General features: G+C 44.7%; 19 protein-coding genes and 1 pseudogene. 3 read left to right on the top strand and 17 right to left on the bottom strand.

Annotation, left to right across the window (positions count from 1 at the left end; translation table 11 throughout):
- Positions 1 to 205 precede the first annotated feature (205 nt).
- The 5 genes from IQ234_RS11955 to IQ234_RS11935 all read right to left on the bottom strand — a co-directional run bounded on the left by IQ234_RS11955 (position 206) and on the right by IQ234_RS11935 (position 5,439).
- A complete protein-coding gene (locus IQ234_RS11955; RefSeq protein WP_193957253.1) occupies positions 206 to 2,560 on the bottom strand; it encodes a GH116 family glycosyl hydrolase in 2,355 nt (784 codons plus the stop codon).
- Positions 2,561 to 2,949: 389 nt separating this feature from the next.
- Complete coding sequence (locus IQ234_RS11950; protein WP_002749339.1) at positions 2,950 to 3,393, bottom strand: DUF3531 family protein; 444 nt, start codon at positions 3,391 to 3,393, stop codon at positions 2,950 to 2,952.
- A gap of 239 nt (positions 3,394 to 3,632) precedes the next feature.
- Positions 3,633 to 4,211, bottom strand: coding sequence for a CPBP family intramembrane glutamic endopeptidase (locus IQ234_RS11945; RefSeq protein WP_193957252.1), 579 nt, complete (start codon positions 4,209 to 4,211; stop codon positions 3,633 to 3,635).
- A complete protein-coding gene (locus IQ234_RS11940; protein ID WP_193957251.1) occupies positions 4,208 to 5,266 on the bottom strand; it encodes a DUF3326 domain-containing protein in 1,059 nt (352 codons plus the stop codon). The genes IQ234_RS11945 and IQ234_RS11940 overlap by 4 nt, the downstream gene beginning before the upstream one ends.
- Positions 5,263 to 5,439 carry a hypothetical protein gene (locus tag IQ234_RS11935; protein ID WP_002734354.1) on the bottom strand — a complete coding sequence of 59 codons (177 nt, stop codon included), beginning with the start codon at positions 5,437 to 5,439 and terminating at the stop codon, positions 5,263 to 5,265. The genes IQ234_RS11940 and IQ234_RS11935 overlap by 4 nt, the downstream gene beginning before the upstream one ends.
- Before the next feature lie 323 nt (positions 5,440 to 5,762).
- Between IQ234_RS11935 and IQ234_RS11930 the strand changes: the two genes are divergently transcribed.
- Positions 5,763 to 6,317: a Uma2 family endonuclease gene (locus IQ234_RS11930; RefSeq protein WP_193957250.1), complete on the top strand. Its 555-nt coding sequence runs from the start codon at positions 5,763 to 5,765 to the stop codon at positions 6,315 to 6,317.
- Between the two features lie 77 nt (positions 6,318 to 6,394).
- On the opposite strand, the gene IQ234_RS11925 is transcribed toward IQ234_RS11930, so the two are convergent.
- The 7 genes and pseudogenes from IQ234_RS11925 to IQ234_RS11895 form a co-directional block, all read right to left on the bottom strand.
- Positions 6,395 to 7,225: a DUF4351 domain-containing protein gene (locus IQ234_RS11925; protein ID WP_193957249.1), complete on the bottom strand. Its 831-nt coding sequence runs from the start codon at positions 7,223 to 7,225 to the stop codon at positions 6,395 to 6,397.
- Between the two features lie 411 nt (positions 7,226 to 7,636).
- Entirely contained in the window at positions 7,637 to 7,861 is a 225-nt protein-coding gene (locus IQ234_RS11920; RefSeq protein WP_193957248.1) for a hypothetical protein, read from the bottom strand.
- A 44-nt stretch (positions 7,862 to 7,905) separates the two neighbouring features.
- Entirely contained in the window at positions 7,906 to 11,133 is a 3,228-nt protein-coding gene (locus IQ234_RS11915) for a M4 family metallopeptidase (RefSeq protein ID WP_193957247.1), read from the bottom strand.
- A gap of 99 nt (positions 11,134 to 11,232) precedes the next feature.
- Positions 11,233 to 13,077, bottom strand: a complete 1,845-nt coding sequence (locus IQ234_RS11910; RefSeq protein ID WP_193957246.1) for an alpha-amylase family glycosyl hydrolase — start codon at positions 13,075 to 13,077, stop codon at positions 11,233 to 11,235.
- A 557-nt stretch (positions 13,078 to 13,634) separates the two neighbouring features.
- Positions 13,635 to 14,584, bottom strand: a pseudogene (locus tag IQ234_RS11905) (IS630 family transposase).
- A 179-nt stretch (positions 14,585 to 14,763) separates the two neighbouring features.
- A complete protein-coding gene (locus IQ234_RS11900; protein ID WP_193957245.1) occupies positions 14,764 to 15,528 on the bottom strand; it encodes an ABC transporter ATP-binding protein in 765 nt (254 codons plus the stop codon).
- 473 nt (positions 15,529 to 16,001) lie between these two features.
- Positions 16,002 to 16,814, bottom strand: a complete 813-nt coding sequence (locus tag IQ234_RS11895) for an inositol monophosphatase family protein (protein ID WP_193957244.1) — start codon at positions 16,812 to 16,814, stop codon at positions 16,002 to 16,004.
- A gap of 61 nt (positions 16,815 to 16,875) precedes the next feature.
- Here IQ234_RS11895 and scpB point away from each other — a divergent pair, with 61 nt between their 5' ends.
- Both scpB and IQ234_RS11885 read left to right on the top strand, forming a co-directional pair.
- Positions 16,876 to 17,394 carry an SMC-Scp complex subunit ScpB gene (scpB, locus tag IQ234_RS11890; RefSeq protein ID WP_110580146.1) on the top strand — a complete coding sequence of 173 codons (519 nt, stop codon included), beginning with the start codon at positions 16,876 to 16,878 and terminating at the stop codon, positions 17,392 to 17,394.
- A gap of 136 nt (positions 17,395 to 17,530) precedes the next feature.
- Positions 17,531 to 17,881, top strand: coding sequence for a DUF760 domain-containing protein (locus IQ234_RS11885; RefSeq protein ID WP_193957243.1), 351 nt, complete (start codon positions 17,531 to 17,533; stop codon positions 17,879 to 17,881).
- A gap of 306 nt (positions 17,882 to 18,187) precedes the next feature.
- On the opposite strand, the gene IQ234_RS11880 is transcribed toward IQ234_RS11885, so the two are convergent.
- From IQ234_RS11880 to IQ234_RS11860, 5 genes are all read right to left on the bottom strand, one after another.
- The gene (locus IQ234_RS11880) at positions 18,188 to 19,051 is read right to left on the bottom strand and encodes an NAD(P)-dependent oxidoreductase (protein ID WP_193957242.1); all 864 of its coding nucleotides are present in this window, start codon (positions 19,049 to 19,051) and stop codon (positions 18,188 to 18,190) included.
- Positions 19,052 to 19,077: 26 nt separating this feature from the next.
- Entirely contained in the window at positions 19,078 to 19,737 is a 660-nt protein-coding gene (locus IQ234_RS11875; RefSeq protein WP_193957241.1) for a class I SAM-dependent methyltransferase, read from the bottom strand.
- Positions 19,738 to 19,750: 13 nt separating this feature from the next.
- The gene (locus IQ234_RS11870) at positions 19,751 to 20,593 is read right to left on the bottom strand and encodes a DUF6671 family protein (RefSeq protein ID WP_193957240.1); all 843 of its coding nucleotides are present in this window, start codon (positions 20,591 to 20,593) and stop codon (positions 19,751 to 19,753) included.
- A gap of 131 nt (positions 20,594 to 20,724) precedes the next feature.
- The gene (locus IQ234_RS11865; RefSeq protein WP_193957254.1) at positions 20,725 to 21,582 is read right to left on the bottom strand and encodes a S1 RNA-binding domain-containing protein; all 858 of its coding nucleotides are present in this window, start codon (positions 21,580 to 21,582) and stop codon (positions 20,725 to 20,727) included.
- Positions 21,583 to 21,678: 96 nt separating this feature from the next.
- Positions 21,679 to 22,413, bottom strand: a complete 735-nt coding sequence (locus IQ234_RS11860; protein ID WP_193957239.1) for a dienelactone hydrolase family protein — start codon at positions 22,411 to 22,413, stop codon at positions 21,679 to 21,681.
- Positions 22,414 to 22,539: the final 126 nt, after the last annotated feature.

Below are 22,539 nucleotides of genomic sequence, written 5' to 3'. Positions count from 1 at the left end.
GGGTTTGGGGGGTTCTACCCCCCAAAAGCTTGGATTGAATGATCAAGTGGGAAGTAATCCTAAATCCGTTGAGTATAGGCTACTTATCAGGAGAGGCACTCATGCAAAAGGGGGAATAAATAATCAGTTTTTAATAACCAGATTTAGTATTACAGTGATTTACCTGGTAAAACCAGATCACCAGTTAGATGGCGATAATCCTGTTTTATCCCTGAAATTCTGTCAAAACCCCATAGATAGCCCAGATAGCCATGGCGCGTAAATAATGACAACCGCGAAAAGTTCCCACCGATGTTATTGCTTCCGGGGTGCGAAATTGTAGGCCATTTTCATAAACTTGTCGCACCACTGCCTCCGTAATTTGCCATCCTTGCTTTTCCATTCCCATTTGTAGTAAAAAAGCCACCAACCCAAAATTAATTCCTACCCAAACTTCTAAGGGATGAGTTGCCTCGGGATTTTCGGGAGTACCATCGGGTTTTAAACCATTAGCCGCCCCAAATTTTCCCCCATGAAACTTGAGAAAACAAGCCTCATAAATCTTACTTAAAGCTGATTGCGTGTATTGATTTTCTACCACATCCGGTAAAGCCAATAAACGAGCATAAAATTGACCGCATAATTGGTCAGTCATCACCACATCGGAACCACTACCACTATCTAAATTATAATATTCTCCATTCCAGAGAGTCTGATGATAAATAGCGCGAGATTGCTGTAACCAACTGGCAAAAATTGCCGTATCTTCTCCAAGAATTGCCCCAATTTTAAGCGTCGCTTCTAGTGCCGCTATCCACAAACCACCACAATAGGCACTAATTCCCTGTAAACGCCAATCATCAAAGGTTTGGTCTGGTGCGCCGGAATTTTCGGGGATGCCATCGTTATCAAGGTCAAAAGCTTTTAAATATTGCAAAGTCAGAACAATTGACGGCCAACATTCCCGCAGAAAATCCTCATCTTTAGCCCCCGTTAATAAATAATCCCGATAGACTAATAAAACAAAATCACTGCCTAAATCTTTCCAGAGATTACAATCTTGATAACTGGTGTAATTACTCTTTTGCCAAGGGTGTTCATTGGGTGCGCCTAAATCGTGGGGAGTGGCATTTTTAGCCTTACGAATGGCACTAGCTTGGTTATAACCGATAATCCGAGGAGTGTCGTCACTGCTGGGAATTGCCCTAGCAAAAGCTTCCATGACGGCCTTTTCTAAGCGCGGCCATAACATCAGTAACCCAAAGGAACCATAGAGACGCACATCCAGACTTTCATACCAACGATAATCAATACATTCTAAGACCCCAAATTGACCGATAGGATCCTGTTCCGTGGCTGCCGTCCAGAGAGTGCCGCCGTCAGTTAGGAGGTATAATTCGTTAAATAAAGCCATTTTAAACCAATCGGCCAGATCGCTGCGTTCTAGGATCGGTTTTTGCCAGTTAATAATATTTTCTCGCCATGTATCGCCCTGTTTTAAGGCTGTGCGTACCATCGCCCAAGCATTTTGACCATTGCGACCGAAAAAGTCCGTATAACGACGATAATAGTTAATTCCTTGAGCAAATTCGGTGACGGGTAAATCCCAAGCTAGAATAAAAGGAATTTTGCGAGTTTTCCCCGGACGAATGGTAAAACGAATCGCCATGGCCGTGGCCGTTTGTTCCCCTTTTTGGGCGGGGGTTTCGTCCTCAATATCCGGTAAAGAGCCATTCATGGCGAAATAATCCCAAACTTCGCCCCCATCGCCGGCAGGGTTCCATTTACCCAGATAGAATACCTCTAGACTCGGATTAGTAATACTGGCAATCGCCATCTGTCCATCCCCTTCCCCAGGGTTTTCGTAATCCCGACGCATCAGACAGCCAACGCGGAAATTATCGACAATCCATTGATTATAATTACCCTCACTTTCCCCCCATTTTGATTGATATTCATAGACGGGACTACCATCATCTCTCACCTTAACCACTGGGGATTTAATCGCGTTAGTAAACCAACCGATTGTATTTTGCCAAGTCAGCATAATACTAATAGTAATCGGTTTATCGGTGGGGTTATGAACCGTCCATTCAAATAGGGCTATAGGATAACTACTTTCTTGGTAATTATGCGCCCAAACCGGTGAGAATTGTTCGCAAATTAATTGAGTCTGAAAAACATCTTTGTACTCGTACCAACTGCGGGGATAAAGGGCAGAATATGTTCCCTTTTCGGCTGGATACCACGACCAGCGCGATAAAGTTCCATACTTGGGGCTTTCCGTCGCCATAGCGTAGGCTTGGGCGCTTCCGTCTTCTGTTTGTTCAAAAATGCTAAATTGACAGGCAGGAAGGCTATTAAAACTGTGTTCACCACCGTCCAGATGCCAGAGATTAAAGTCACCTTTGGGGGAACGTCCGATGCAACCGGCCCCAAATCCTCCTAGGGGCATCCCATGCCAAGGACCATCATCTAAATTGCTGGCGTAGCGGACGCTGTAGGGTTTTTCCCAACCTTTGCCTAGAGGACGTTTCCAAGCGGCGGCGGGAATTTCTGGAAGGGAGACGAGATTAAGCATAGATTTAAGTGGGAATTATGAATTAGGAATTGGGGATAAGGGAGAGGGGATAAGGGATAAGGGAGAGGGGATAAGGGAGAGGGGATAAGGGATAAGGGAGAGGGGAAAGGGGAAAGGGGAAAAGAGAGAATAAATAAAAATAATATCCTGAATTCAGGCTCTACCGAACCTGTCATGTAAAACTATTAACAACTCGTGCTTGTAAAGCTTGTATACTAAGGCTTTGAGTTTTTGTTAGATTGATATTTATCAACTTTAGAGCATTGCTGGGCAGAGAGGGAGCTTGAGGAATTTTCTACAGTGTAAGTTCGGAAGGACCATAATTCATAATTCATAATTCATAATTCATAATTCTGACCCCACCAAGAAACTTTTTCAGTAAAACCTAATTATTCGCTAAAGAGATAATTACTGCGATCGCTAACTGGCCAATCTTGATTTTCTCCACCGATAATTAAACGTTTAATATCGACAAAATCCTTACTTAATTGGGTCAAGGCATTGATTAAAATATCTAAAGCAATAAGATCGCTAGTACCGAGATCAAACCAACAACGTCCCCAAGTACCTAAGTATTCAAAATCGGTCATATTGTGCATCGGTGACATAAAGGCATTTTCGGCCATATCTGGATCGTATTCCATATAACTAATATCGACTCCCACCTCCTGTACCTGTAGGTTTTCGGCATTAAAAGCCCCTAATTTACCCAAATAAAACCAAGAGGCAAAAACTTCTTCTACATACTGCTGTTCCATATTCGAGGGAACCGTCGAAAATTCCAGCCAAAACCAGACATCAAAAGGATTAAATTCGCGAAATTGTACTTCCATATTTTTTACAGGAGACAGAAGACAGAAGACAGAAGACAGAAGACGGGGAAGTGGGAATTATGAATTATGAATTATGAATTGGGGAGAAGGGAGTATTTTCAGTAAACAGTAATCAGTGAATAGTGAACAGTAATCGGTGATCAGTGAAAAGACATTAGGAAACTTTTATTTAATACTGCTCACTTAAAACTCAAATCTGATTACTGATAACTTCCCCACTTCCCCACTTCCCCATTCCCCTAACTGCTATTCTGTAATTTCCAGAGAAAACTAGCGAGGAGATTGGTGATAATATGAGCGAGGATCGGGATTAATAAATTACCGGTGATGATGACGGTATAACCGAGGGCAAAACCGACAACAGTTGCCCAGATAACATAGGGCCATTGTTGGGAACCGCTAAAATGGAGGATGCCAAAAATTAGACTAGAAACGGTTAAACCAAAGATATTTAAGCCCAAAGCTGGCAAAATTACCCCACGAAATAATAATTCTTCACTTAACCCCGGCAGTAATCCAACCCAAATTAAATCGGGCCATGCTAAAGGTTTAATGACTAATTCTAAGTAAGCATTAGCACTATGCCGATAAGTGGGCCAAAAACGATAGAGAAGCCCACTAATTCCACTAATTGCCCCCGCTAAGGCTAATCCGAACAGGAGATCTGGGAGAGTCCAGCGAATGGCGGGAATAGCGATCGCACCGAAATATTGCCAGACTTTGGCGACTACCAGCAAGATAATCGCCGTTACCGCCATAATGGTGAGGACTTGTGTGCGTGTCAGGGGATCAAATTCGGAATTAGGGGAATTAGTCACGGATTCTCGGATAAACAGCGTAAAGAGTTGAAATTAGGGCGAAGAGATGGGAGGCTAACCCCAGCCCGTTGACAAACGATCGCACCGATTGCCTCCATATACGAGTGTACCCTAATTGCTTTCACCCCTAGAGGTTCCGGAGCCACCTTCATTCTTGTACTATTTTCTTGCACGGCAATCAGTACGGTTTTTTCTTGACAAAAACTCAAGACCGTGCTAGAGCCGCAAGCACTGGCGGGAACGATCAGAGCGTCCACCTCCCGGCTCCAAATAGCATCGGGAGCGGGCCGCTTGACCAATTGGGGGGCGCGACTTAAACCCACCAAAACGCAGGGTAAAAAAGTATAACCGATTTCTTCGGCCGCAGCCTTGGGGGAAAGTTGCGGATCGAGGGGCAGCGGACTTAAAGCGGGAGCGTGGGCCGCTGGTATTTGAAATTGTCGCACCACCAGATGGGAAATCACCGCTTCGGCCCCGGCAAGGGGATCCACCCCCTGACCATGGCGATAATTAGCCAGGGCAATGCTATCGGGATCGTCGGGAAAACGGGCAACAATGGCGATCGCTTCTGCCCGGCCTTGCTTAATCAGTTTTTCTGCTCCCCGCAGCAAGCTGTCGGGATTGCCAATTGTTCCCCAACTGGCCCCAGAGGCTGCCTCTCGCAACTGCACATTTAGGGGGGCATCGGTGATAAGGTAATCGGTGAGATCTAAGCCTAGGGTAGCCCGGACAGCATCGGCAGCCTGAAGGTGTCTTTGCAAGAGGTCAAATTCAATGGCGCGATCGAATAGTAACCCGATGCGATTTTGATGGACGGGACTTAATCCCCAATCCCCCCGGGCAAAACGATCTAAAGCGTAACCCTCCACATAGTAGGTGTTGTCCAGAGGCCAGTACAGTTGTGCGCCATTAAGGACATTGGGATGGGTAATTAGGCGATCACAAACTTGGGCGATCGCTCTGGCCACGGGAATGCCATCCCCAGCATAACCGCCAATCGCTGCCCCGATGCCGGTGGGAATAATTAGTACGGCGGTATAGGGACGAGAATTCACGAGGCAGTGGTGACAATCGCTTCGACTTTGACTTGATTATTCTCGGTATCCACTTCTGTGATTGCCCAACGCAAGGGTTCACCGCGTTTGGCTAATTCTTTTTCGATTTCTTGCTGCAGTTGTTGCGGGGTTTCCTGTAGGTCGATTTCGGCACTAATAAAGTGAGTGGTCATGGGAATGGTCTAGGATAGTTATCCCCTCAGTTTATCAAGATTTTACCCTCTTGCGCTGGCTTATCAGCCCTCTGGGTCAGGAACCACAAAGACACGAAGAACACAAAGATCGCCGCTATATAAGTTAAACTAAGGGACTTGCGCTTTGATAATGTACCTTTTGGGCGAACGCAGTTCGCCCCTACATTGTGGACAAAATCCGTTACTGTAGGGGCGCTTCTGGCCAGGATATTATTTCTACGCCAGTCCCTAATCACACAAAGAATAAGAGAGCCAGAGCCATTCTCGTACTATAATTGATACTAGGCTTACCCCTAGAGATTATGATCGCGGTTCCCAACTACATCAGTCCCCAAGAATATCTCGCTATCGAGCGCCAGAGCCAGATCCGTCATGAATACCGACGTGGTTTGGTTTACGCGATGGCCGGCGGTACGGATAATCACGATCGCATTGCCTTCAATTTTCTCAAAGTCATTGACGAACATTTCGGCGACTCTACAGACTGTCGGTTTCACTCGGGTAAGGTCAAGGTTAACTATCAAGATCAGTTTTATTACTATCCCGATGCTTTTGTTACCTGCGATCCTCGCGATCGCCAAGATCGTTATCTGAAACGCTATCCGAAACTGATCGCGGAAGTGCTTTCCCCCAGTACGATTGCTTTTGACAAGGGCGAAAAATTCCAAGATTATCAACAGATAGAAACTTTAGAAGAATATGTATTAATTTCCCAAGAAATCCAGCGCGTGGAATGCCGTCGCCGTAATTCTCTGGGGATATGGGAAACGACTATTTACGAGACAGGCGATCGGGTGATCCTGTCAAGTATTAACCTAGAGTTAGCCATCACCGATCTCTACCGGGGAATAGATTAAAATGTAAACCACTCTCAAGGGAGTTGAGAGCTTGCTGCTTCCATGGGAATGGATCGACCGCATTTAGTTTATTCGTACTAACTAGCTCGGCAATTTTCCAGCCATTCTTCTAAATCTTGTAGTGACTGAAAATCTAACAAAGCTTCTCCCAAGTTTTCTAACTGTTCTAGGTCAAGACTGCGGATATTGAGCAATAATTCGGGAGAAATGTCCCCTACACGCCGATTTAATAGACGTAAAACTAGGTTAGCTTCTCCTTCTTGTCGTCCCTCTTGTAAACCTTCCGACCAGATTTCTTGATAGATAACGGATTCTTTCATGATGTCTTTCCTCAATAATCGTTGAATGATGTCTTTCTCTAATACTAACCCAGCTAGAATTGCGGTAGATGCGGCCAGATTACTTTGTTCTCGACTATCGCTGATTTGCTCGATTTCTTGAGCAATTTGCCGCAGTAAGTTTTCTTGTTTCTCAGCTTGAGCGAGTATGGCAAAGGGAAACAGTCCGGGGGCCTTTAATAGGGGTTCCGAGGGTTGTTCCCAGAGTCTAATCACTTCAAATTGATGAGAGGTTTTCCCTTGTTTATAATCATTCTGTCGGACTTTGGGCGAGTCACTTTTCCTTAGATAAATAACCACTTGATGGATAGGTTTATGGGGATAGCATCGATAGAGTCTGGTGGCATAATCTAGCATTCTATAGGGAATGTCTTCTTTAGGGTCGGTTTGGAACTCGATATGTAAGATTAATTCTTCCGACTCCAAAAAGATTAAAGTATCGGCTCTAATTGGTTCTAGGGATAATTCTGAGGGTTTAATTTCTGTTAATTCTAAGGGTTTACCCAGTAACCAAGTGGCTAAGTCTCTCGAATATTCAAGGGCGATAAATTTACAGGTAGAATCATACATTGTTAATTCAATTATAGGTTAAGTCTGACCTATATTTTAACAAAATTATCACCCTATCTCCCCGCCTATCGGCACCCCCCTTAATAAGGGTAGATCCCCCTGCCTATCGGCACCCCCCTTATCAAGGGGGGCAGGGGGGATCTGATAACTTTTGGCGTTGCTGAATCAAGGTATGAATGCCAACTGTGCATCGTATCCAAAAGTTAGTTTGGGTCGAGGTTTTAAAAATCCCACAAGAGAAGATTCATATCTCAAATCAGCAACGCCAAATATCGCACCTCCCGTCAGGGGCAATTGCGATCGCATTTCAATTCTCCAAAGCAGTGATCGTTTCTTTTCTTCTCAATAAAACTAACCTTTCAATCGCTTGCTCTTGTAGGCCAGGTTGAACCTTGTGTAGTCTTTGCCGCCTTATCTAGCGACTTTCCCCTGGGTTACTTCTAGGACACTGGTTATTAATCCCACCACACCAAGAGTGATCGACCCAATCCCTAGGAAATTGATTGCGGGATACCCAATAAAACCAACGGCATCAATAGGTACGCCACAGACGGTACAAAGAACTCCCCCTGGAGTAATCATCAAACCTCCGATAATGATGATCCACGCCCAGGCTAAATATTTGATTATTTTCATGATTATTTTTCCTCCGAATTTGTGAAACGTTTGAGAGACTCACTTCAAGGAATCAATTCAACTGGTTGTCGAGTGACATATAGCCACATCAAAACAAACAGAAGTAGAGCGATCGCAACTGCTAAAAATAGCAGTGAACGATTCTTACAACCTCCTGCTTCTGGAACCACATAGGTATTGGTAGGAGGCAGTTTCCAGGTATAAGGATTATCCGGGATAGGAACTTGCACCTGAACTGTCGTTCCATTGATTGGCTGCCCGTTAACCAACTGGCTGATATCGATTCTCCGCAAAGGTCTGAGGCAGGCTTCTAGACCCAGACAAGGTTGACTGGTGTTTCCCGTGCCAGCGCATTGAAAGTTTCCGGTGACTCGACCTTTGATTTGCCAAGTCTTCACGTCTAAAGTCCCTTCAAAGTTACCGATTAACGAACCAATTTCATCCAGAGTGCCCACTAACCGACCTTTTAAGCGTTGCCCATCCCAGGTAATGTCAGTCAGGGTTCCTGCAAAAGGACCCGAAAGGGAACCAAATACCTTCCCTCGGACTTCCCCATCAAAGGGAGGTTCAAGCTGCTGGTCTTCACCGGGGGGCATATCAATTGTCAGATTTAAAAGCCGCTCTTCACGGGGTTTCAGCCGGATTCCTTGGGTGTCTCCTAGAATTCGCGCTTTCCACCGCCGTGGCAGAGGCCCCTGCACCTTCAGTTCCAGGGCAATTTCCTCATCTAACGGATTCGTGACGATGAAGGGCAACCGGAAAGGTGTTCCTGGTGTGTAAGGAGCATAGGCGATATTGGACTGCACCTCATTGTTGTAAGTGTTGACATCGTTATCAGAAGTGACAACTGCCTTCAAGCAGAAATGGTCAACCGTTTCACCCGCTGCTAGAGGTGGAATGTACCATTTCACACTGGCACTGGCAGGGGGACTGTTCTGGGCACTATCCGGGAAATTGGACTCACCTGCTACAAGCGTACCAATATTGAGAACTTGAATGTTGCCATCCTTGTCTGTCACCTCTAGCCAACCGCTGGGTGTACCAACCTTTGCATAATAGAACTTCACCTGTACATTCTGGGCATCCTGATCACCTACGTTTCTGACCCGGCAATAGACGGTGTTTTCATACTGGGTAGGATTGCCCGTTGAATCAATGATATTGATGAGAGCATTCCACTCCGAAGCTCCGCCATTGTTGATGAAGAGATCCACCGATGACCAATTTGGACTAGAGATACCGATATAAGGACGCGACATCCACCAGTCAGCACCCCAGCGCAGGAAGGTTACGTCTGCACCGTAAGTAGTACCCAGAGGATGGAGACCCACAGCATAAAACGCCAGTATGGTTGTTTTGTGTTCGAGAGAACCTGTGCCATAAAGATCTTCTGCGGCACTCACGCAACCATTTCGCAATGTACGGAAAGTGTTCTCATCGTTCGCTGGAAGTCCCGTAGCAGCTCCGATATTGCTGAAATAGTTAGTAAGGGCGCGATACCAAATCCGCGCAGATTTCAGAAAATCTTTGCCGCCAACCGTTTGCCGCCCCATACTATACACCGGGATCAGAACCGGAGTGCGTGAGGCCCGTTGATGAACCCCACCTTGACCCATAAGAAAGGCACAGTGGGCGAGGATAGTGCCTCGTGCGTAGAAGTCGGTTGTGGTGTTGCGATCATCAAAATGATCTAGTTTGTTAGAATCGTAAGCTGCTGCATCTCGTGGATAGGCTAGATTGCGGAAGATTAGAGCAGGAGTAGCGGGGGAAATATCTGTTCCCGGTCTCCATTGTTCAGTAGATAGTCCGCCGAAGGTATCCGACAATCCTTCGTGAACGGCTCCTAACCAACCTGAGTAGGTGAGCCCTGGATTATTTGCACCATCAATAAAAGAACAATTAGTGATAGCGTGTTGATACTCGTGGGCGAAGATGAAATGCGAACCAGCAGGGTAGTCATAGGTGGTGCCATTTCCATTCATAAAGGCAAGCCAATATGTCCACACCCCTGCTGCCTTTCTGCCCCAATGGTAAGCATTAACTGTGGTGCAGTCATCAGGCGCCCACTCATCTGGTGGATAACAGTGAGCAAGGACATTTATGGTTAGAGGAGGCACTGGAGGGTTAGGATACTGCCCGTCATCCCACCCATCTCTGCCAGCCAGCGCATTGTACCACTCATACTGCTGCTGAGCGAAATAATGGGCATCGACTTCTGGTTGCTGACCGTCAGTGCGACTAACAGTCGCTGAAGGCACTCGATTCCAATTCTTGTCGCCATCTGTATCTTCTGAAACCGGAAGAGTACCGTTAACCAGAGCAGTTCCAATCTCTGAGTTGGAATTATAAGAAGTGCTACAAGCAGCATCGTAAGTCACGATGTCTCGGCTATGGGTCGTATCTTTGAGACGATAGGTGGAGGTTGTGTCTAACCGGACGATATTTAATGTCCGAGTGGTGGGACTGCCGAGAGGTGTTACTGCAAGACCAGAGCCAGTGTCAGCAGTTTCCGCCGTATGAATGGTTGGTGCAAACAGGATTTCCTCGCCTGTAGTTGCATCAACAATCAACTGTCCATAGGTAATATTAGGAAATTCTGTAGGTTCCCCCCTGCTATCCCTGTTGTAGGCTCCATACCCATAAGACAGCCAGGCTAGGCGGAAGGCATTTTGCCAGGGGTAAACCACTAGACGAGGTGGGTCAGTTAACGGGAAACTTCCTTCTTGCGGCTCAACCCGACTGCGAAGTTCTGAAAAGCCTTGCACTGGTTCAATACGCTGTAGAAGTAATGTCTGCAACTGTTGAGGATTAATGGCTAATTCTCTATCTACCTGGATATCTCGCCAGCAACTCGATTGCACTTCAATTAATGTGCCGTCTGACTTAAAATGGGCTGCCAGTTTTGAACCATAAACCTCTATGGCGTTATCTTGGATCAATTCCCTTAAGGCAGGCTGTTCGCCGTTGGGATAATAGTATTGCTGAAACTCCAGATGAACCCATCCCAAATCATCCGTGCGGCTGCGCAGCAGTCTGAGCGACCTGCTGATATCTGGTGGCCCCAATAGTTCACCATAGGTTTCCAGGAAAGCCAGGCTATTAGGTTCAGCAACAGCCCGAAGATTAGTGGGTGCAACAGCAGGAGCAGTTGTCAAGTTCCCACGGATGGAGGATGCTACCCCTCTTATCTCGTCCCACTGAATGTTGAGATTTGGATCAATCTCCCGCAATTGACCCAGCAGTGATGGTTGACGTTGTGTGATATTTCTCATGATATTTAAACCTCCTTGCTTGAAGAGGAATTGTCCTCAAAGTAGTTGTAGTTCGTAGTTATCGAAATGCCCTTTGTCGCTTCAGATAATGTCCTCACTTCACTCAAAAATCACAAAACCCGCCGCCGGAACAGTAATCAATACCGCCTTCCCATTCCGCGCTTCCACTGTCACCGACTGACCAATCTGCGCCGCATCTTTTGAGTAAAGGCACTTCAACCCATCCCCCGCCCAGTGCAGTTCATTGTCAACCGTCACCCAAGCCGTTCTCGGCTGGTCATAATCGGTGTTAATCGCCAGCAGCACCTCCTTACCGTTGAAAATCCGCGACCAAGGCACTAGAGAACGAATCTGTCCCCCCACCATCTCCGGCAAGCTGAAGCGGACTCCATCATCGGGGGCCGAAATCGAGCGCAGGTATTGGCGACCGCGCCGCAGCACGATATGTTGTCGGCGGATTTCTAGGATTTTGGCGAGTTCCCGATAAACTGGATGATCTTCATCGAAGAAATGCAGCCCCCTGGTTCGGAACGCTCCAAATTCACCGCCGAACATCGACTCCCGGATATAGCGATCGCTTCCTCCCCGGCCATCGAAACACTGTTCGCTGCCGTAATAGATGCAGGGAATGCCCAGGGTTAAAGCATTTAAGGCTAAAACATTCAGCGCGACTTTCGAGGCATGGGCATCGGCACAGAAACGAGCTTTCTGATTACCTTTGCGTACTTGGTCGTGATCGTCAAAGGAAGTCACTACCTTATTGCGGAACCAGATATGAGAACCCTTATTGACTAACTCCGAGTTACGGAACAGGCTGAAATAGTCGTTGGGATTGCGATATCCCTTGACCAGATATTCCAGCTTATCGGGAATATCATCGATCCCTAAAGCGGCACTGAGTCCGGTTAATTCCAGAGTTTCGTAGGCTCGTTTACGTCCGCCAGTAATCTCGCCCAGCAGGAAAAAATTTTCTTTGCCAACGCTTTGGGCAAACTCCCGAATCACTGAGACAAAGTAGCGAGTCGCACCCATGTCCATGTGCTTGACGGTATCAATGCGGAAGCCATCGATATCGGCGTAGGCGATCCAGTATTTATAGGCTTCACACAAGTGGCGCAGGGCGGGGGATACTAGGTAATCATCGGCCGAACCGTAGCCGTGATCGATGTCCTTCAAGTCAAAAAAATCTCCTTCCCGGAATTCGGGGTCATAGTCCCAATTTTTGATGTACCCCTTACGGGTAAAGGTATCGGGATCCTGCAATTCCAGCGGAAATAATGTCCCATCATAATCGGGGGGATTTTGCGGATCGGGTTTGGCAAAGGGTATGGTAGGCTTACCGTTTTTATCGTTGAAACCCTCAACTGGGTAGATCTCCCCAGTCCAAGGGCGATCCTGTTCTCCCGAATAGGAAAAGACGTTGCCCGCGTGATTCAAAATGATATCCAAAACCACATAGATGCCCTTGGCATGGGCAGTTCGCACCACTTCCCGCAAGTCTTCGCGGCTGCCAAAGTGGGGTTCCACCTCTAAAAAATTCTGGATGCCGTAGCCGTGATAGGTTTCCCGAAACCGAACCTGTTTAAAAATAGGGCTAATCCAGAGTGCCGTCACCCCCAATCGTTTCAGATAGCCGATTTTGCTCTCTAACCCCTTGAGCGTCCCTCCCACATATTTAACTCCTGCTTCGCGCCAGCGAGCCGCATCCGCCTCTGTTTTCACGGCATTTTCCGCACCAGCGGCACTGTAGGGTGGGGTTGTCCCGCTCCGGACTAAATTCCCCTCGTTGTCCTTGTACCCATTTTCACGACCATCGGAGAAGCGATCGAGCATCAAGAAATAGAACGCTTGGTCTTCCCAGGCGATCGGCGACGGGAACAATCCCCCCGCCGGTGATAGGGATGCAAAATTTAGTTGGCTTAAGCGTTGAACGGTTGTCGTCATGGTATTTTTCCTCTCAATCTTTCAAACTCCTCATCCTGTCCGCCGCTCTTTTAATTCCTACTTAAAAAGCTTTTTTCTGGGGATGAGGTCGTTGGTTTATTACCTCCTTTTTGACCGTCTTCATGTATATAGCGTTTCCTGTTCGCAGGAGGTACATTATTGATGTTAAAACCCCAATTAGCAAAGGTTTGACTGTGCCACACAGGTGTGAGAAATGCTATATTTTTTGACTTTTTGATGCTCTTCTTCTAGGGTAAAGTGAAAGTATAGTAAAGTGCTGTCAAATTTTCAAAACTTAATTTTTCTGAGCCTGTCCACTCACTTATTTTTAACAAAGGTTAAGGACTTCCTCTCAAATATTTTTTGATAAGTTCGATTCTTCCTTTTGGCTTCCTGGTATCCCTTGAAGCTACACTTTCAGCGATACCGAGCCGAAGCAATTCTCTTAAGATCGAATAATCGCAAAATCGGCGCGGCTATTTCCCGTTATCAACCCATTGACCGCCCGAAAATGCTTGTCATAGCTAAATAAAGCCAGATTATAGCAATTCTCTGACTTATGAGGTACAGTAGCAACAATGAGTAAACCAATTGCGAATATCTTTTTGAGTAACTTCTAACATATTCAATTCAATCCCTTCTATTAAGTCTTTGTAAGTTCTCGCCTTCAGTTTTCTTACCATCGCTTTCACTTTTGACCAAAAGTTTTCAATAGGAGAGAATTCGGGAGAATAAGGAGGTAAATAGATTAGTCTAGCTTTTTCTTGTTCGATTATTTCTCTGACCATTTCTCCGAGATGAATCTTGGCGTTATCCATGATCAGACAGTCTCCTTCTTTAATTTTTGGCAGTACTTCCCTCAGAATAAATCCTTCAAATTTTACCGCATCCACTGCACCGTATATATTGACTGATGCGACAACTTTTTCTAAGCTTATAGCACTAATTATTGAAATATTTCTCCCTCTTTTTTGTGGTTTTCTTCCCCGATCTCTTTGGTCAATTAAGGCTCTAGCATAGAGTCTCAACAGGGCTAAATTTACCCCCGATTCATCGGTAAAAATTAGTTTTAATCCCTCAATTTCCCGAACTTAAAACCAGTATTCTACTCTTTTTTACTGTACCCTTTCACTTTCTTTTTCCGCCGCGTGTAGTGTTTTTTTTTGAAACTGTAATTGAGTTTTTGCGTAAGCCGCCCCAGAGTGGCTCTACTGACTTTCACCTGTGTCTTTTCATACAGTAAGTCCGATAATTCTTCGAGAGTTGCATCATTGTTAGCTTCGATGATTTCTATTAAAATTATCAGTTGTTCACTATTTAACTTGGTTGGCGGACTTCCCCCTTGCGGACGAGGACGGATATCTCCTGTTTCTTTATGTTGCTTCAATAACTTCTGAATAAAGCTTTTGGCCACGTCAAATCTCTGGGCTAGTCCTCGAATGGAAATTTTTTCTTTCTTCCAGACATCGATAATTTTTTGGCGAAAATCTACGGAATAGGCTCTCATAGGAAGCCGGCGAGTTCTATTATTTGTCTATTTGCTTTCTATTGTACCTCATAGCTCCAAGAATTGCTATATATTTTTCAGCTTACTAGCCCCCGCCTTTTCTTTCCACCCTTATCCCGAACTGACGTTAATTAGGAAGTTGCCGTTTTCTTTTCACTGATAACTGAAAAATCCCTACCCTACCCAATCACCTCATGTAAATCCGTCGGTGCCAGATTAGGATAAATCACCTCACCATCCTTAAACCAGATAATGCGTCCGGAATTACGCGCCACATCGGCCTCGTGAGTTACCATGACGATAGTAATGCCACTGTTATTCAATTCCGAGAAAATAGCCATCACCTCTTGGGTAGTTTTCGAGTCTAGCGCCCCCGTCGGTTCATCAGCAAGTAATAATATGGGTTGATTGACAATTGCCCTGGCAATAGCGACGCGCTGCTGTTGTCCCCCCGATAATTGATTGGGTTTATTGTGCAGTCGATTATCCAATTTTACCTTCGTTAAAGCAGCGATCGCTCTTTCCTTTCTTTCCTGGGGAGGAACCCCACCATAAATCATCGGTAACATGACATTTTCTAGCGCACTCATCTGGGGTAAAAGATGGAATTGCTGGAAAACAAAGCCGATTTTGCGATTGCGAATCTGAGCTAAATCCCCATCCGGCAGCGTGGAAACGTCGAGATTTTCTAGATAATAGGACCCCGAGGTGGGACGATCAAGACAGCCGATAATATTCATGGCTGTGGATTTTCCCGAACCCGAAGCCCCCATAATAGCGCAATATTCCCCTTTTTTTAGGCTTAAATTGACGTTATTGAGGGCTTTAACCATGGTTTCGCCACTGCCGTAGATTTTAGACACATTTTCGAGGCGAATAATTACTGGTTGATACACTTCGGCTTTATCGTTGCGTTCGCTGAGAGAGGAAGTATCAAAACTCATGAAATAAATAGGGTTTGCGGCAAAAAGTTTGTTGGTGCGGTTAGGAGTCAGGAGTCAGGAGTCGGGAGCCGGTCGTTTCAGGCTTTGTTGCCCTCGTACCAATTTATGTACTATAAGGAGGGTAATGCAAGGTTTTTGAGAGTCCCAATCCGATTTTCTAGCACTAACATCGGATTCTAACAGGTCAAAAACCTTATTAGACCTCTTGCATAATTAATTTTTCAGGGTTTAAAAACGGCAAAAATAAGGATTAAATGGCATAAAGTCTGTAAATAGCCATTTAACTGATTATTATTCATTCTTAATTCTCCTGACTACTGACTACTGGCTACTGGCTACTGACTCCTAACCCTAACAACAATTTTTGATTTTTACAAGAGGTCTATTTTAAAAGGGTTTTACCATTATTCAGCAAGCCCTAAATAGAGATAAAACGAATAAATGCAGCTATTCTAACCTGAGCAATTCTCCATTCAAGCAACATCCTTGAGAAAACCGACTAAAGGCAAGAAAACCGGCGCTAAATTCGATCGAGCTACGGCTAAACAGGGATAGGATCGATCACTATAATTTTCCCCCACCTGTAAGGGAAAAATCTTTTCTCCTAAAGAGATAAATACCCCGTCTGCGGCCTGTAGAATTGCCCAAACTGCGGCAATATCCCAGACTTTCGGGGTTGCTTCCACTCCTCCCAAGACAGTGCCATCGGCAACCAAAAGCAGATTATAACTAGCTACTCCTATCATCCGCACTTTGCAGGGAAAAGGACTTTTTAATACATCCGTACTACGAGCGCAGAGATTAAACAGATGATTTTTGCTGGGAAAATCGTCGCTGGTGTGAATCGGTTGACCGTTGCAGTAGGCCCCTAGCGGACCGGTTAAACCCGTCTCACCGTACCAATAACCATAATAGGACTGTTTCAGGCAGGGGAGATAAACAAATCCGAACACGGGAGTCCCCCGGTAGAGAAGTCCCAGGGAAATGCCCCAGATGGGAATACCGCGAGTAAAATTAGTCGTGCCGTCGATCGGATCCACTACCCAACACCATTCTTGATCCGGGAAAATATGGGTAGTTTCCTCGGTTAAGACTCCATGATCCGGGAAAGTGCGGGCAATTAGCGATCGCAATTCGCCATCGGACCAACGGTCGGCAGCCGTCACTAAAGTCCCGTCTGCTTTATTGGTGGCCTGTAATTTGCCAAAATCAGCTACTAGGCGATCGCCCACCTGGCCGGTAGCCTGATAACAAAAGTCTAAAACCTGACTCCAAAAAGTTTCCATAATTTTCTCGTTCGTCTTCTAGTAGAATATCAAATCATTGTCTAAACTTAGGTAGTCGAGATTGAGCGCGGAACCCCACCAGGAGATCAGACTAGCTACCCGTCTAGAAGCGATACTTTACCTAAAAGGGCAGCCTGTCTCCTTAACCGAGATGGTGACATTAACCAACAGCGATCGCTTGACGGTGGAAGATGCCATGATCGAATTAATGTCCGATTATGCTCACCGGGATAGTGCCTTGGAAGTGGTGGAAACCCCCCTCGGTTATAGTTTACAATTGCGGTCAGCTTATCAGAATTTGATCGAAGACCTGATCCCGGCCGAATTAGGTACGGGAACCCTCCGCACTTTGGCAGCGATCGCACTAAAAGAACCGATTTTACAAGCGGATTTAATTAATTTACGGGGCAGTACGGCCTATCAACAGGTTCAGGACTTGGTAGAACGAGGATTTGTGAGAAAACGCAAGCAAAATGAAGGTAGATCCTACTGGTTAGAAGTAACTGATAAATTTCATCAATATTTCGAGGTTGACAATCTTAGGGAACAGGGTATTCTGGAAGCTACCGATCAGGAATAAGGAGAGAAAGGGTATATTATGGGTAAATGTTTCTGATTACTGAGCTAAACTTGAGCAAGATGGGGAGGACTTCGGACAATCAAGAAGAGCGATTTGTTAACCTAGATCCAATAACCACTACAGCGTGGGAGTTCTGATGACTTTTAATCCTGATTTTTTTCCCTGGGAAACCGAAGAACAAGATGATAACTGTCTGATGCAGTATCTCCAGCAGCAGCATCCTGAAACCCTTGAGAGAATAGCCCAATCCGTCAGTAGCGAAATTAAGGATATTATCTCGCAAAATGTCAGGGGATTGGTGGGAATGTTGCCCTCAGAGGATTTTGCGGTACAAATTACCACCGACCGCGAGAATTTGGCTAATCTTCTCGCTTCAGCGATGATGACAGGTTATTTCCTCGGTCAAGTGGAGAAGCGCCATCATTTAGAATCAATTTTGTTAGCTACAGAATCAATTAAATTAGGCAAAAAACCAAAAATAGATTAATCTTCACCCCAAAAAGATAGAGACACTTTCATCGGTGTCTCTATCGGTTTTTAGCCCCCTTTGGCAAAACTCACCATCACCAAAATCGAGAGCAGGATACCGGGGACAAGTAAACCCGCTAATAATCCAAATTCAGTCAGCGTCATAGGAAAATATGCCCAAAATTCCATCACTTCCCACTCTAACCCCCTCTTCTGGCCACCTCAACAAAGCTTAAGGAAAATTTAAAGCCTTTTGTCGGTTTTTCTCCTATCAGTTGTCCGACTAGACAAACTAAAGAGAGTCTTTTTGATGTTGCCAAGCGGTTTATAATTCTTTTTTCAGCGCCTCGTATAAAGCTGAATAATCGTCCTCTGCGAATCCCATTTCTAAAGCTTTTTCAAGAAGGTGCTGTACTCCTGTTAGGGGAAAAGTGGTTAAATCTAATTTCTCCGATTCCTCTAAAAAAAGATTGACATCTTTCAGTAAATGTTTAGTAGGAAAGTTAGGGTTAGCATAATTTTCTTCTAACATTCTGGTTAATTTTTTGTCAAAAGTAGGCGCATATAAGGCACTTTGACGCAGGATAGTCATGAACTTTTCTATATCTACTCCTTGCTGGGATAAAAAAGCTAAACTCAAACCAAAAGCACTGGTTAGAGAGGCAATTAATTGATTTAAAGCTAATTTTAACGCCGCAGCGGTTCCCACTTCCCCGATTATCACAGGTTTTTGACCAAAATATGCTAATAAATTTGACCATTGATGGAACTGTTTCTCCGTTGCTCCCACCATAACTAAGAGAGTCCCATTTTTAGCTTCGGGAATACTTCCTAAAACGGGTGCTTCTAGATATTCTCCCCCTTTAGCCACAATTTGATCTCGCAGTTGTTTACTTTCAGAAGGAGCAATAGTTCCCATCTGGATAATAGTCCGATTATTGAAGTTAGATTGCTCGGAATTTAATCCTAAAACCTCTTGGATAGCGGCGGCATTAGTTAACATTAAAATCAGACAATCTGCCTCTTGAATGACTTGTTCAGGAGAGTTAACTGTTTTGGCTCCCAACTGCTGTAAAGGTGATAATTTTTCTAAGGTGCGATTATAGGCAATAACAGAAATTTTCTGATTTAATAATCTTTCTACCATTGGCGTTCCCATTAATCCTGTTCCCAAAAATCCAACTTTCATAACTCGCTTTTTTCCTGATTTAGTGATTAGTTTTTACTTGTTTTTATGGCTGTCCAATGACGTTCGGAAGACTGATAAATTTTAACATTTTTTAATCCCGATTGCTGGATTAAATCTTCGATTTCTGCTAGGGTAAAAGCCGCTCGCAGCGAGTCTTGAAATAATTGCGCTTGTCGGGGAGAAAAATTAGGATCGATTTCCCTCACCATCCCCTGGATTATTTCCTCGGAATCAGGACGGAATAAATCTCTTAAAAAAATGCCACCATTCGGTTTTAAAACTCGCTTAATTTCGCGTAAAAAAGGCAGAGGATTTTCGAGATGGTGGATTAAACTATTAGAAATAACTAAATCAAATTGCTCGGATTGGTAGGGAAGATTTTTTCCATCAACTTTTTCTAATTTGATCTGTTCTTGACAGTTAGCACTCAGGATATTTTTTTGACCAATTTCTAACATAGAATCGGCCAGATCAATAGCGATAATTTGCCATTGGGGACGCAGTTGACTGATCATAATCGGAATGCGTGCAGTGCCAGTTCCCACATCTAACACCCTAGCATTAATGCCAGCCAATTGTACGGCTTCTTTAGCGAAATTAGTATTAACTTCGGTGAAGTCCATGGCATCATATTCGATCGCTTCTTCCCGATCATCCATTACTTCCGGTTCTAAAATTCTTTCCATAGAAAAGCTATCTTTAAGGATTACAATATTCACAATACATCGGATCGGCGGTTTTTTCACCGTTGGGAAAGAGTTTTTCCTCTCGATAATCACACCTTTGACAACCGTATAGTTCCAGTTTAATTAAAGAGGTGGGAAAGTGACATAAACCACAGGGTAAACCCGCTTTTCTTTCGATAATATCAAACCCCGGACAACCACAATTAGGACATAATTGATTGAGTTTCTGCACCAGATTTGTTGTTGCAGCTGCAATCGCTTTCATCCGCGTGGGATTGTGCATAGCACGCATATCAGTTTCTAGGTGTACTTTGCCGTTTTTGTCAAGAATATCTTCAACAATTTTAACGAAATCTTTCTCGTCAGTAATTCCCTTAAAAATCTGCTCGGAGTCGAGAGAATTTTTATCAAACATCACCACTAAACCATGACTAGGAAAGCCGATTTTTTCGGCAAATTCTAAAGCAGCTGCTAGATTAGTTACAGTTTGGTGAGCGTGATTAGTTTCCGTAACTATTGCTTGACCAATTATTTCTAGATTATGGACTCGATCGAGTAATAAAATCAATTCACGATTACAGGAAACTAACGGCAAGTTGGGATAGGGATAAAAACTACCCTCACTAGCAATTCCGATATCGTATCCCGAAAGCTCGATCGCTTCTTGTGCCTTCCTGCGAGCGGTTTCAATTTGTGTTCCGATGCGCTTAATATCCCTAGTAAAAGTGCCAAAGCGATCAGTATTAAAATTATCGGGTACAATCACCTTAAGACCTATTTCTTGCGCTAAAATCGGCGCTATTACCCGCTCTTTTCCGTGCATAGTCCCTAAAATTGCTATCCGATCTTGAAACATCTTTGTCAAGTAAAAAGGAGACAGGAGACAGGAGACAGGAGACAAATTCACCTGATAACTGATGGTGGGTTACAGCGAATACTAAATAGGTGGTAAAATATCTAAATTATTGTCGCCTAACCCACCCTACGCTAACTTTCTGGGGGTTTTCCCTGAGCTTGTTTTAATCTTTCTGCTGCTGTTTCCATGACTTCTGCAAAGTTTTCGAGAATTTCGCCGGGGTGCGCTTCGAGGATTTTTGTAGATAGGGAAATGCGGTTTTTATATTCGTCAATTTCCGCGACTACCACTTGAATTGCCTGACCAACTTTAAAGAAAGTCATGGGAGAATTAAAAGAGGCTCCCGTCACCTGTTTAGCATGGAGCAATCCCGTCACTCCACCGCAATCGACAAAGACACCATAGGGTTGTAATTTAACCACAGTGCCGCTTAATAATTTACCCACAGCTAATTGACTGATAGCGTTAGCGCGAGCAATTTCTCGCTGAGATAAAACTAATTTATTATTTTCTTGGTCGATTTGAATAAAAGTTGCGGTTAAAAGTTGTCCAATCAGGGAATCTAAATCATTTTTTTCGATTAAATGGGAGCGAGGGATAAATCCTTTTAATCCTTCCACTTCTCCCGTCACTCCCCCCTTATTCACCCCTGTGACGCGCAGCTGCACCGACTTGCCACTTTCAGAGATTTCCCTGACATTTTCCCAAGCTTTTTGCAGTAATAATTGCCGCAGAGATAGGGTAACTTGTCCTTCCGCATCCTGTCCACGGGTAATCAGAAAATCGAATTCTGCACCTATGGGTAAAGCTTCAGCAATAGAAATAACATTTTCTAGGGAAATTTCCCTTAAAGGAATAAAAGCGGAGGATTTGCCGCCAATATCGATGTATGCTCCATCGGAGGTGTGTTGATCGACTCTCCCGCGCACGATTTGCCCTTTTTCAAATTGATAATCGTATTGATCAAGAGCTTTGGCAAAATCGTCCATGGAAAAGGCTGGGTTCGGTGTCATGATAGATATAATGGTTACAAATGTGATTTCGAACTGCTTCCAGTGTAAGCTGAAGCTTGAGGAGTCAGACCATTAAGATTTAAGAAGGCTAAATAACTCTAGCACATGACCCCAGGCAGATTTGGCCGCCTTAGCATTATAACTAGCCCTTTGGTCGCAGAAAAAGCCATGGTCGGCATTTTCATAGCGGAAAACTCGATGGGGGATTTGATAACGGGTTAATGCGTGTTCTATCTCATCCACTTGCTTTTGAGGAATACTGGTATCTAACGTCCCGAAAAATGCGTAGATTGTCCCTTTAATTTGGGGAGTCACCTTCACTGTCCCTTGACCACCCCCGGGGGTTCCCGTGGTGATTCCTGCACCGTAAAAAGAGGCAGTAACTTTGATATCCTCTAGAGTGGAGACAAGATAAACCACATGACCACCAAAACAAAAACCGATCGTACCGACACCGGTTTTTTGCACCTGTGGCAAACTATAAAGATAATCGATGGTGGCCTGGATATCGCTGAGTAATTCGGCTGCTTTGGTTTGTTCTTTGTACTGACGACCGATTTCGATATCTGCCATACTGTACCCCGTTTCAAAACCGGGAGCAAATCGCTGATAAATGGCAGGAGCGATCGCTATATAGCCTTCTTGGGCAATTCTGCGGGTAACATCGCGAATATGGTCGTTTACGCCGAATATTTCCTGAATCACGATAATTGCTGGATAAATTCCCACTCGATCGGGAATGGCTAAATAAGCGTCTATGTCAATATCTTTGTTAGAAATCGTAACAGTTTGCGTATTAATAGTCATAATTTTCTCGGTGAAAAGGGTGTTAGGGTGTTAGGGTGTTAGGGTGTTAGGGTTTTAGGGTTGTAGGGTGTTAGGGTTTTAGTTAAAATTGCCCACTTCCCCATTCCCCCGCTTCCTCATTTCCCC

Source organism: Microcystis aeruginosa LEGE 91341, assembly GCF_015206885.1.
GTDB classification, from domain to species: Bacteria; Cyanobacteriota; Cyanobacteriia; order Cyanobacteriales; family Microcystaceae; genus Microcystis; species Microcystis aeruginosa_H.
The sequence above is the reverse complement of the archived record's forward strand: the minus strand, read 5'-3'. Positions and strand labels throughout refer to the sequence as shown.